This window comes from Vreelandella glaciei (genome assembly GCF_013415125.1).
Taxonomy (GTDB): Bacteria; Pseudomonadota; Gammaproteobacteria; order Pseudomonadales; family Halomonadaceae; genus Vreelandella; species Vreelandella glaciei.
In genome coordinates this window covers 75,367-87,074 of sequence record NZ_JACCDE010000023.1, presented here as the reverse complement: position 1 = coordinate 87,074, position 11,708 = coordinate 75,367, and the positions used below count along the sequence as shown (strand labels likewise).

At 55.4% G+C, this 11,708-nt stretch carries 12 protein-coding genes; 3 read left to right on the top strand and 9 right to left on the bottom strand.

All coding sequences use genetic code 11. The annotated features are described in order from the left end of the window. Positions 1-208: 208 nt before the first annotated feature. The 9 genes from HZS80_RS15480 to doeA all read right to left on the bottom strand — a co-directional run bounded on the left by HZS80_RS15480 (position 209) and on the right by doeA (position 8,659). On the bottom strand, positions 209-820 hold the full coding sequence (locus HZS80_RS15480; protein ID WP_035559052.1) for a LysE family translocator: 612 nt from the start codon (positions 818-820) through the stop codon (positions 209-211). A 158-nt stretch (positions 821-978) separates the two neighbouring features. Next, positions 979-1,446, bottom strand: a complete 468-nt coding sequence (locus HZS80_RS15475) for an S-ribosylhomocysteine lyase (protein ID WP_179916615.1) — start codon at positions 1,444-1,446, stop codon at positions 979-981. A gap of 30 nt (positions 1,447-1,476) precedes the next feature. Further along, entirely contained in the window at positions 1,477-1,824 is a 348-nt protein-coding gene (locus HZS80_RS15470; RefSeq protein ID WP_008956294.1) for a putative quinol monooxygenase, read from the bottom strand. 61 nt (positions 1,825-1,885) lie between these two features. Further along, positions 1,886-2,563, bottom strand: coding sequence for a haloacid dehalogenase type II (locus HZS80_RS15465; RefSeq protein WP_179916614.1), 678 nt, complete (start codon positions 2,561-2,563; stop codon positions 1,886-1,888). 116 nt (positions 2,564-2,679) lie between these two features. Further along, positions 2,680-4,113: an aspartate aminotransferase family protein gene (locus tag HZS80_RS15460; RefSeq protein ID WP_179916613.1), complete on the bottom strand. Its 1,434-nt coding sequence runs from the start codon at positions 4,111-4,113 to the stop codon at positions 2,680-2,682. A gap of 72 nt (positions 4,114-4,185) precedes the next feature. After that, on the bottom strand, positions 4,186-5,682 hold the full coding sequence (locus HZS80_RS15455; RefSeq protein ID WP_008956291.1) for an NAD-dependent succinate-semialdehyde dehydrogenase: 1,497 nt from the start codon (positions 5,680-5,682) through the stop codon (positions 4,186-4,188). Positions 5,683-5,916: 234 nt separating this feature from the next. Continuing rightward, on the bottom strand, positions 5,917-6,393 hold the full coding sequence (locus HZS80_RS15450; RefSeq protein ID WP_035559069.1) for an Lrp/AsnC family transcriptional regulator: 477 nt from the start codon (positions 6,391-6,393) through the stop codon (positions 5,917-5,919). 8 nt (positions 6,394-6,401) lie between these two features. Next, a complete protein-coding gene (doeB, locus tag HZS80_RS15445) occupies positions 6,402-7,433 on the bottom strand; it encodes a N(2)-acetyl-L-2,4-diaminobutanoate deacetylase DoeB (RefSeq protein WP_179916612.1) in 1,032 nt (343 codons plus the stop codon). Positions 7,434-7,459: 26 nt separating this feature from the next. Next, complete coding sequence (gene doeA / locus HZS80_RS15440; RefSeq protein WP_179916611.1) at positions 7,460-8,659, bottom strand: ectoine hydrolase DoeA; 1,200 nt, start codon at positions 8,657-8,659, stop codon at positions 7,460-7,462. 309 nt (positions 8,660-8,968) lie between these two features. Here doeA and HZS80_RS15435 point away from each other — a divergent pair, with 309 nt between their 5' ends. The 3 genes from HZS80_RS15435 to HZS80_RS15425 all read left to right on the top strand — a co-directional run bounded on the left by HZS80_RS15435 (position 8,969) and on the right by HZS80_RS15425 (position 11,659). After that, the gene (locus HZS80_RS15435; protein WP_179916610.1) at positions 8,969-9,904 is read left to right on the top strand and encodes a 2-hydroxyacid dehydrogenase; all 936 of its coding nucleotides are present in this window, start codon (positions 8,969-8,971) and stop codon (positions 9,902-9,904) included. Positions 9,905-9,994: 90 nt separating this feature from the next. Beyond that, a complete protein-coding gene (locus HZS80_RS15430; protein ID WP_035559082.1) occupies positions 9,995-10,726 on the top strand; it encodes a hypothetical protein in 732 nt (243 codons plus the stop codon). Then, positions 10,727-11,659 (top strand): LysO family transporter, encoded by a 933-nt coding sequence (locus tag HZS80_RS15425; RefSeq protein ID WP_035559085.1) that lies wholly within the window; start codon positions 10,727-10,729, stop codon positions 11,657-11,659. Positions 11,660-11,708 lie beyond the last annotated feature (49 nt).

The following is an 11,708-nucleotide window of genomic DNA, read 5'->3' as shown; positions in this document are numbered from 1 at the left end:
GGTCAGCTTTTCAGGTACCATTTTGGAAGCGGCTGTTGGTGTTGGTTTTTGGTGTAAGGCCCTGAAACGTTAACACTTTCAGCCGCTTTCTTTTATACCCTGTGAGAAATCCGGGCTAGGGTGATGGGTTGTATCGAGTTTATAGGGGCATCATAAGCGGAAGTCAATGGTTATCTATAGCGCACTCGCTACCTGCGCAGAGCTGAACTCAAGCACGCAGCGGCAGAGCAGCCCCGATAGCAACAAAGATACCGCCACAGGTGCGGTTGAACCCGCGGCCAACGCGTTTTAACCAGTGGCGAATGCGGTTGGCCATATTGGCGAGCAGGCCTTCCACGATGCATTCGATAGCCACAAAGGTGCCTGCAAGCACGAAGAATTGCAGCATCAAACTGCCTTGGGGGTCGATAAACTGAGGTAGGAAGGCGCTAAAGAACAGCAGTACTTTGGGGTTGGTAATCGATGCCAATACGCCTTGGCGATACAGGTGCCACCCGCTCGCTCGGCTTGCATTAATATCAATGTCGCCCGTAATCGGCGGCGAGCGCCATACCTGAATACCCAACCAAATAAGATAGGCCCCGCCGACCCATTTCAGCACGGTCAGCCATACCACCGATGATTTAAGCAATGCACCAATCCCAAACATGCACAGGGCAATAATCAGCATAAACCCTGTCGCACCGCCAACAATGGTAAACAAGGTTTTACGGCTGCCATGCATGGCGCCGTGGGTTAGCGCCAACAGGCCGTTTGGCCCTGGCGAGAGCGAAAGGCCAATGCAGGCGATTAGGTATAAAAGCCAAGTGTCTAACAGCATGTCGAAGCCTCACCGGTGGAAAATGCGCGCATTGTGCCAGCATGTCATCGTTGGTTAGCCTTTTCATCCGTTAAATACCCTAGCTATAAAAACGCCTCCTGGGTAATTGATCCCCAGGAGGCGTTTGGCTTACAACATACGTGCTGTTAGGTAAAAGCTTAACCGAACACTTCAGTCCACTCGTTGCGCTTGGCCAGAAGGTTGCGGGCCAGTTCCTGGGCGCCTTCCAGGCTGTGGCTGGCGGCCCAGCCGCACTGCATTTCGTTGCAGGCGGGAACTTCAGTGGCTTCTAGCACATCGTTCAAGGTTTGTTCGATGATAGTGATCACGCCGTCGTAGTCGTCGTGATTGATCATCGCGATGTAGAAGCCGGTTTGGCAGCCCATAGGGCTGATATCGACGACTTTATCGGTGTGATTGCGCGACAGCTCAGCCATCAAGTGCTCAAGGGAGTGCAGCGCGGGCATCTCCATGTGATCTTTATTGGGCTGGCAGATCCGCAGGTCATACTTGTGGATACGGTCGCCGTTCTGGCCTTCTTTGATGTCGGCTAAACGCACGTACGGGGCTTTTACCTTGGTGTGATCCAGGTTAAAGCTTTCGACGTTCATCTTTTTATCGGTCATGTTGGCTCCTTTTTGCTTAAACCTTTTCGCTTACACCTTTGGCGCGTCAAAATTCCATGGCTCATCGGTGTATACGCACACGTTGGCATCTTCAATATCACCATCGGGCGACTCAACGTGCTTGGCGAAGAAGTCTTGAATCTCTTTACGTTGGCAGTGCGCTTCAAACTCTTCACGACTGGCCCAAATTTCATGAAACACGATCGGGTAACCGGTGCCCTGGGCAAAGGGATTATCAATCTGGCGCGTTACTGTGTAGTGAATGCAAGCATCTTCCCGGTGCGTATTCGGCTCTAAGGTCTGAAGTGCTTTAAATACCGCTTCTTCCTTGCCTGGTTTGGGTTTAAAGCCGGCAACACAGTAAATTTTTTCTGACATGCTCATATCCTAATTCGTTAAGCGTGCGTCATTATGCGGCTTGTCTACGCAGGTTCACAACCTAGCGAATAATGCGTTCGGCCAATGCGCCTAAATCGGTGACCGTCATATCGGGCTCAATGCCCCAGGGGTCAAACGGCGCATCCGAATTACGCCGTATCCAGGCGCTGCGCAAGCCTGCATGAGTGGCGCCAATCACATCAAAGGGATTGCTGGAAATTAGCCAGGTGTGTTCTGGGCGGGTTTCCAGGCGGCTACGCAGATGGGAATACACGGCGGGGTCTGGCTTGAAGCGCTTTACTTCATCCGCGCTAATGACGTCATCCATATGGCTCTCAACGCCCGCACGCGTCAGTAGCGTTGAGACGGTATCGGCAGTGCCATTTGAAAACGCCACACAGCGGATGCCCGCATCGCGCAATTGATCCAAGGCGGGCACGACATCGTCAAACGCAGGTAGCTCACCATACACCGCCATCAAGTGATCGTGATCGTTATCGGAAAGGCCGGTTTGTAGTGCCCGGTCGATAAAGACCAGCGCTTCGCGGGTACATTCAGAAAAGGGCACATAGGCGCCCATCAGGCCGTGGCGGAAGCTGTATTCAAGCTGTTTCTCGCGCCAGCGGCGGGCAAATTCGCCTGCTTTGGAGGCATCGGCCAAGCGTCGTTCCAGCTCAACGGTCACTCCCTGGGTATCAATCAGCGTGCCATAAACATCGAAGGCTAATACCGGCTGCATCGTGGGCCTCTCTTTTACTATCAATTGGCTAACAACTGTATTCAGCATAGTCGTGGCTTACAAAAACAAAAGCGCCGCTGCACAGGCAGCGGCGCTCAACAGGCTAAGTCAGGTGATTAAACCGTAAAGGCAGCCTCCTGCTGGCCGGTTTTAAGGTCACCGGAGCGCACTAGTTCATCAGTCACGCGGTCAATGGCGCGTTTGGCGCGGCCAATCATTTCGTCCACTTCACCGCGGTTAATGGTCAGCGGTGGTGCAAAGCCGAGAATGTCGCCTTGGGGCATGGCGCGGGCAATCAGGTTCTCTTCCATCGCGGCTGCCGCAACACGGGGGCCGACTTTCAGCGCTGGGTCGAAGTGCAGGCGCTGCTTGGCGTCTGGCGAGAACTCCAGCGCCGCCATCAGGCCTACACCGCGCACGTCGCCCAATAGCGGATGACCTTCAAAGTTAGCTTTTAGCTGCTGCTGGAAGTAAGCACCGGTTTCTGACGCGTTACCCACCAGGTTTTCACGCTCGATGATATCCAGGTTAGCGAGCCCTGCCGCACAGCCCAGCGCGTGGCCCGAGTAAGTCCAGCCGTGGCCGATGGGGCCGTATTCGCCGGTGCCTTGCTCAAGCACTTGCCAGACTTTCTCACCAACGATAACGCCGGAAAGTGGTTGGTAGGCGCTGGTGAGGCCTTTGGCGATGGTGACCAGGTCAGGCTTCATGTTGTAGTGGTGGCTGCCGAAATCAGAACCGGTACGGCCAAAACCGCACACCACTTCATCAGCGATCAGCAGCACGTCGTACTTGTCCAGTACCGCCTGAATCGCTTCCCAGTAACCTTCCGGCGGCGGCACGATACCACCCGTACCCAGCACGGGCTCGCCGATAAAGGCGGCGACGGTATCCGGGCCTTCTTCCAAAATCATCGCTTCGAGTTTCTCGGCGCAATAGGCAGAGAACTCAAGCTCAGTCATGCCGTGCTGCTCAGCGGCGCGCAGGTAATAGTGCGGCGCTTCGGTATGGCGAATGGTATCGATCGGCAGATCGAAGTGGTCGTGGAACGCTTTCAGACCGGTCAGCGAACCAGAGGCGATGCCGGAACCGTGGTAACCACGCATGCGCGAGATGACCTTTTTCTTCTGCGGGCGGCCCAGCACGTTGTTGTAGTAGCGCACGATCTTGAGCTGGGTTTCGTTGGCGTCTGAGCCGGACATACCGTAGTAGACCTTGGACATGTTCATGCCCGCGATCTTCAGAATCCGCTCGGAAAGCTCGATCTGCGGCTCGTTAGAGTGACCCACATAGGTATGGTAGTAAGAGAGTTCGAGCGCCTGCTTATAGATCGCCTCAGCCACCTCGGTGCGACCGTAGCCGATGTTGACACAGTAAAGCCCGGCAAAGCCGTCGATAAATTCACGGCCATCCTTGTCCACAATGTTGATGCCTTTACCGCCGGTAATCACGCGGCCCGGCAGGTCGCCGTGGGCGAAATCGCGCAGGTGGGTAGAAGCGTGAAAAGTGACTTTGCGGTCACGTTCGATCAGATCCTGATGCAAGCTCATAGCGTTCTCTCTATACGGTAAACCTCCCCGTATTGCGGGGAGGGTGTTTTAAAATTATTTTCAACTTAGCGACTAGCTGCCAGAGACTGAACCCAGCGCACCTAGGCAGTAATACTTCGTTTCCAGGTATTCATCGATACCCGTGGCGCCACCTTCACGACCAAGGCCGGACTGCTTCACGCCGCCGAAGGGCACCGGCGGGCCGGTCATTTTGACGGAGTTGACGCTGACCATGCCGTACTCCAGGGCGCGCATTAGCTTCCAGATGCGGCGAATATCGTGGGTGTAGATGTACGCAGCCAGGCCATACTCGGTGTCGTTGGCCATTTCGATCACTTCATCATCGGTGCTGTAAGCGGTAATCCCGGCTACCGGAGCGAAGTTCTCTTCCCGCCATACCTTCATTTTTGGCGTCACGCCGGTCAGCATCACCGGCATAAAGAAGTTTTCACCCGGTGCCTGGCTTTGGTCACCCCCAATCATCTTGGCACCTTTGGAAATGGCGTCATCGACAATCGCCGCCGCTTTTTCCACCGCCTGACGGTGAATCAGCGGGCCCAGGTCAATTTCACCCTGAAGGCCATTCCCCACGGTGAGTGCCGCCATGCGCTCGGCGAACTGCTCGACGAACTCATCATGAATGGATTCGTGTACCAGAATGCGGTTGGCGGCCAGGCAGTCCTGCCCGGCGGTTTGGAACTTGGCATCGACTGCTGCGTAGGCGGCCTGCTTCGGGTCCATATCCGGCCCAACGATAAACGGCGCGTTGCCGCCCAGCTCCAGAGAGAGTCTCTTGACGGTGTTGGCGCTCTGTTCGATCAGCAGACGGCCCACGCGGGTGGAACCGGTGAAAGAGAGCGCACGAATACGCGACTCGCCGCAAAGGATTTTCGAAACTTCCGCCGGGTCGCCCAGCACGACGTTGAAAATCCCTGCCGGAATCCCCGCCCGCTCGGCAAGCTCCGCCAGCGCCAGCGCCGAGAATGGCGTTTCGTTGGCAGGCTTCACAATCACCGGGCAACCCGCTGCCAGCGCCGCAGCGGCTTTACGGGTAATCATCGCCAATGGAAAATTCCACGGCGTAATCATCGCGGCAATGCCGACCGGCTCTTTAATGGTACCGAGCGATGCATTCGGGATATGGCTGGGAATAGTTTCGCCGTAGGTACGCTTGCCCTCTTCCGCGAACCAGCGCACGAAGCTGGCACCGTACTCGACTTCGCCGCGAGCATCGGGCAGCGGCTTGCCCTGCTCCAGCGTCATGATGGTGGCGAGGTCTTCACGGTTGGCTTGAATCAGGTCGTACCAGGCCAGCAACCGCTCGCAGCGCTCATCGGCGCGCAGCGCCCGCCAGTGTACAAACGCCGCTTCTGCAGCATCCACGGCGGCAGTGATCTGCTCGGCTTCCAGCAACGGGATATGGCCAATGGCTTCATTGGTGGCGGGGTCATACACCGCTTCTTCGCGACCGCCTTCCCCATGGGTCCATTTACCGTTCACGTAGGCGTACTGCCGGAACAGACGCGGATCTTCCAGGCGCTTGGCAAGCGTGGTCGATAGTGTGGTCATGGAAACCTCTCTCAAATGCAGTCTGGCTTGCAGAAACTGTGTGGCATTACCAGCAAGCGCTCATTAGCCTTGCCGTCGAATGCACATAGGTTAACGGAGAGGCGCCACGAAGTGTTTTTGAAAACCGAGGCTTATCACGCGACTTTTTTTGTCAGCGGACGTTTGGCAGTGGATTTTTTTTGTTGTCCTGGCAATAAGCTTTGGTGGGCTAGCCAGAATGCTGAACGAAGTGATTTAAAACACATCGTCGGTATCGATGCCGATAGGAACCCGCTTAACGGTTTTGGTCACGATATAGGTGAAGTAGCGCTCGATACCGGCTTCGGACACCAGCCACTTATCCATCAGGCGCTGGTAGCTATCAATGGTGCGCGCTTCAAACTTCACCAAATAATCCACGCCGCCCCCTACCGCCACGCACTCGGTGACCTCAGGGGTCTGCATCACTAAGGCCTCAAAACGGGAGAAGCTTTCGGCATTGTGCTGTTTGAGTTCAATCTGCACCCAGACAGGGTTGCGGGGCACCAGCACGTCCGCATTGATACGGGCGGTGTACCCTTCGATAACCCCCGCTTTTTCCAGCCGTTTTACCCGCTCCCAGCAGGGGCTGACCGAGAGGTTGATCGCCTCGGCCAGTTTCGACTTGGTTATACGCCCATCACGGGAGAGGATATCGAGAATTTTCAGATCGTAGCGGTCAAGTTTCATCATGCCGGGGGCTACGCCTCCAGGCGTTCAACAACATCGGCAATCACCGCCAGGGTGTCCCCCATATTGATGAGCGAGGGCGCGCGGCGAGCCATCAAAATACCGTCGCGCTCCGCTTTATAGGCGACCGGGTCGGTGCCGCTGCGGGTCATGTCGTACACGTAGGCGATGGTTTGGCCCTTTTTGACTTCGTCGCCCAGCGCTACTAATAGCTCTAACACGCCGGAGTGCTGGCTCTGCACGTAGCAGCTGGCGTCGGGCATATCGAGATAGATTTGCCCGCCTGCGGGCATTTCCACTTCGCCTTCTACCAGGCCATAGTGAATCAGGAAATTGCGTACGCCGCGCTCGGCAATGGCAATGCTTTGTGGGGTGGAAGTGCCCCCGCCGCCGAGCTCGGTGGCCACAAATACTTTGCCCTGGCGCTCGCAGGCGGTATCGAAGAGTTTTTCTGCATCCAATTCAAACATCACCATGGCGTAGGGGGCGCCGAACGCTTTGGCGCCTTCCAGAGCGGACTGCTGCTGCGCTTTGCTATCCAGTACGTGAGACGCACCAAACGGCAGAATATCCAGCGTACGGCCGCCAGAGTGTAGATCAAGTACCACATCACTCATCGGCACCAGCACACGGGTAAAGTAGTCGGCAATCTGCGGCGTAACGCTGCCGTTAGGGTTGCCGGGAAAGCTGCGATTGAGGTTGCCCTTATCCATCGGCGAGGTGCGCTTGCCCGCCATAACGGCTGGCGTGTTCATGCACGGCACGATAATCACCCGCCCTGTTACGTCTTCCGCTTTAAGCATTGAAGAGAGCTTCAGCAGCGAGGTAATGCCTTCGTACTCATCGCCATGGTTGCCGCCGGTCAATAGTGCCGTGGGGCCGTCGCCGTTTTTAACCACGGTCACCGGAATCATCACCGCGCCCCAGGCAGATTCGTCAGTGGAGATGGGCAGTTTTAAAAAGCCGTGCTGCACGCCATCGGCATCAAAATCGACGGTGGCGGAAATGGGGCTTGGCCGCAATTGGTTCGCTTGATCGGTCATTGGTATATTCCTTTTTTTACAAACCACTACTTAACAAACAGCTGACGCGGAAAATTGGCCAGGGTTTCGCAGCCGTCTTCGGTAATCAAGATGCTTTCGGTAATTTCCAAGCCCCAGTTTTCTTCCCAGAGCCCCGGCATAAAGTGGAACGTCATGCCCGGTTCCAGAATAGTGTCATCCGAGGGGCGCAGACTCATGGTGCGCTCGCCCCAGTCTGGGGGGTAAGAAAGCCCGATGGAATAGCCACAGCGGGCGCCGCCACGGTCAAAGCCATATTTATCCATCGCTGCGCCCAGCGCCATGGCGATATCTGCCGTTCGGTTACCGGGTTTGGCCACTGCCAAGCCGTTTTCGATGCCTTCGAGCAGGGCTGATTCCGCACGAATAAAATCCCTCGGCGGTGTGCCCAGAAACACGGTGCGCGACATCGGTGCGTGGTAGCGCTTAAACACCCCGGCAATCTCAAAGAAAGTGCCTTCACCTTCTCGAAATGGCGTGTCGTCCCAGGTCAGGTGCGGTGCGGCGGCGTCTTTACCGGTGGGCAACATGGGCACAATGGCGGGATAGTCACCGCCAAATACTTTGCCGTTCTCATCCACAAAGCCTTCAATGCCAACGCGGTAAATCTCTGACACCAACTTGCTCTTTGGCAAGCCTGGCTCAATTACTTCCAGAATACGCGTATGCATGCCTTCCACTATTTTGGCGGCAATGCGCATATAGGCCACTTCTTGCGGCGATTTGATCGCCCGGCACCAGTTCACCAGGGCGTTGGCATCCATAAAACGCGCATGGGGCAGCTCGCGCAGAAGGCTTAGATAGGCCTTGGCGGAAAAGTAGTAGTTATCCATCTCCATACCCACGACACCTAAATGCCAGCCGCGATCGGGCATGATCGACTGCGCCAGATACTCCATTGGGTGCATATCCGGATTTTGCACATAGTAATCCGGGTAGTAGGTAATGTTATCGGGATCAATCCAGCAGGTGCGCAGAGCACCGTTGGCATCCATGCGCCGCCCGAACCATACCGGCTCGCCTTCGAGGCCCACCAGGACACACTGATGCACATAAAACGACCAACCGTCGTAACCGGTTAGCCAAGCCATATTGGAAGGGTCACTGACGATTAATACGTCAATGCCACGACTGGCCATTTCAGCACGCACTTTCCACAGGCGGTTAGCATACTCTTCGCGCGTGAAAGGTAGGGAAACCTGAGTCATCGGGCAACTCGCCATTAAGGATCACCAAGAACCAACGTGCTGCCTACTGTACTGTTAGGCACACAACGCTGGGCCACAGGATCGACCTGGCCACCACCGATCAGGCGTCGGGGTTGCATCTGCTGCGGTTGCAGCAGGCCCGCCAATGTCGTCTTAAGGCGATACTAGCACCGACCCTTGGTTAGCGGTCAAAGGCTTTATGACAAAAAGTGTATAGAGCATCATTATTTAGGCTGAGCGAGCTTGCAACAGCCCCCATCGCTCACCATGATAACGGCAGTGAAGGCACTTTTAACAAGAGGAGGCGAGATGAAAATTATTGTCCATATTGACGAAGCTACACAATGGCAGGAGGCGCTTTCACAGGCACTGCCCCAGGCAACCGTGCTGACTAGCGAAGCACCCGCAGAAGAGCGCCAACAGGCTGACTACCTCGCCATTTGGAAAGCGCCTGCACATTTACTGCAAGAGCAGACTCAGTTAAAAGGCATTATCAACTTAGGCGCCGGGGTGGATTATCTCCTGAAAACGCCAGGGCTGCCTAGTGATGTACCGATTGTGAAGTTACGCGATGCCGGCATGGGCGAGTTAATGGCCGATTACGCCCTGTATGGCGTACTGCATTTTTACCGCAGCATGGACCGTTACCGGGAACAACAGCAAAACGCCTCCTGGCAACCACAGGCCGTGGTAGAGAAATCGCAGTGGTCGGTGGGTGTGCTAGGCCTGGGGGCTATTGGTGGTTTTGTGGCCAGCGCTTTACAGCAAGCTGGTTTTCAGGTGCTGGGCTGGAGCCGCTCGCCCAAACAGATTAGCGGCGTACACTGTTTTCACGGCGATGGCGGGTTAACCGAACTGTTAGGCCAAGTGCAAAGCTTAATCACTATTTTGCCTGACACAGAAGCGACCAAACACATTCTCAACGCCGAGCGGCTGGCCCAATTACCCAAAGGCGCCAGCGTGATCAACCCAGGCCGGGGTAGCTTGATTGATGAACAGGCATTGCTGGACGCGCTGGGCAACGCTGAACAGCCGGGCCATTTGCGAGGGGCACTACTGGATGTCTTTCAGGAAGAGCCGCTGCCAACAAACAGTCCGCTATGGCAGCATCCCAATGTGATCGTAACGCCGCATATGGCAGCCCCTACGCCGCTGAATGATGCCATCGACCAAGTAATTTCCTACTTACATGCCTTTGAATCGGGTGAAAAACTATCCACCGTCAACCCGGACGCAGGCTACTGACGACCTCCTCCACCGCGGTTATACTAGCGCGCTGGGAACCAAGCGCTGGCTAAAGGCTCTTAGGATGACACTATTTTTGGAGGAACTGCCTTGGCCAATGTTTTCGCACGAAAACCTAACCGTACGCTTGCGGGGATAGGGTTGAGTCTTGCCGCCTTCTGGTTAAGCGGCATGACGTTAGCAGCAGATACACTCAAAGACCCACGCCCCTTTGAGGCCCAATACCGACTTGAAGTGCGCGGCTGGCCAGGGGCCACCATCACCCACCGGCTCACTAACGAAGGTAACCACTGGTTAAGCGACATGCGTTTTTCCATTACCGTGGCACGCGGCCAGGAATTCAGCCGTTTTGCTGTCAACGGCGATGAGACCCAGGCACTGCTTTTTAATAGCAGCTACTCAGTGTTAGGCATCGGTGATAGCTACAAATTGAACGAGAACGATATTCCCAGCCTAGATCGGCAAACGGCGCTGTTTGATTTATCGCGCCGGGCGGGGCACGAAAACTGCACTGAAAGTTCCCCCTGCGAGATTGAGTTCGTCGATCAAAAAGGCCGGGACGAACACTTCCAATACTATGTTAATGACACGGTTAACAACACGAATGCCAACGCACCTGAAACCATTCACGTGCCTGCCGGTGAGTTTGAAGCGCTGCAGGTGTCGTTGATTGATATTGAGAAGCCTGATCGCCTGCTACAACTCCACTTTCATCCCGACTGGCCCGGCTTGATTCTGTCTGCGGTGTACCAAAAAGAGGGCAACCGCGAAACGCAGCTGACGTTAACCAACTTCAACCCAGGCGGGGGCATGACGCCCTAAATGTTTTCAGGCTTATTGATTGTTTTGTTACCACTGGTTCTTGGCTACTTGGTACCGGTGCATTCCACCCGCATTCAGCAGTTAATAAACCGAGCCGTTAGCGGCTCGGTTTATTTGATTTTACTGTTCATGGGCATCAGTTTGGCGGGGCTAGAAAACCTGGCCAGCCAATTTTCACGCTTAGGGGGCAACGCCCTACTGCTATTTAGCATTACCACCGCCTTTAACTTAGCAGCTCTTTGGTGGTTATCATGCCGTTTGCCCCTTAAGGCAGGCAACTCGCCGGTGGTAAAGAATGCACCTACCAGTAAATTGGCCGCCATGCAGGGCTCACTGTTGCTCGTTGCTGTGGTGACAGGCGGCGTTATCGCCGGCCTGTTGTTAGGGCCTCTTGTAGGCGAAGGGCTTTTCAGCACCGCCGATTTACTCGCCGAATGGGTGCTTTACCTACTATTGGCACTGATTGGCTGCCAACTGCGCAATTCAGGCATGCCTCTTAGACAAATCCTGCTTAACCGTATGGGGTTGGCAATTGCAGTTACCCTAGCAATCAGCTCATTACTGGCAGGCCTGGTTGCCGCCCCGCTGCTTTCACTTAGCTGGAACGAAGGATTGGCGATGGCATCAGGCTTCGGCTGGTATTCGCTGTCCGCTATCTTGATTGGTGATCAGCTAGGCCCGCTGATGGGTGGCGTGGCGTTTTTCAACGACCTCACCCGCGAGCTACTGGCGTTTATCCTGATTCCGTTGGTGATCCATCGCCATACCGCACTGGCGATTGGCTACGGCGGGGCGACCTCCATGGATTTCACCTTGCCCGTCATTCAGCAACATGGCGGCGTGGCCTGCGTCCCTATCGCCGTGGTCAGCGGGTTTATTCTTTCACTGCTATCCCCCCCGCTGATCCTGTTTTTTCTTTCGCTATCGGCTTAAATGCTGAGAGGCCATGCTTTTTTTCGCAATGGCCCTCGCCCCTGCCCTA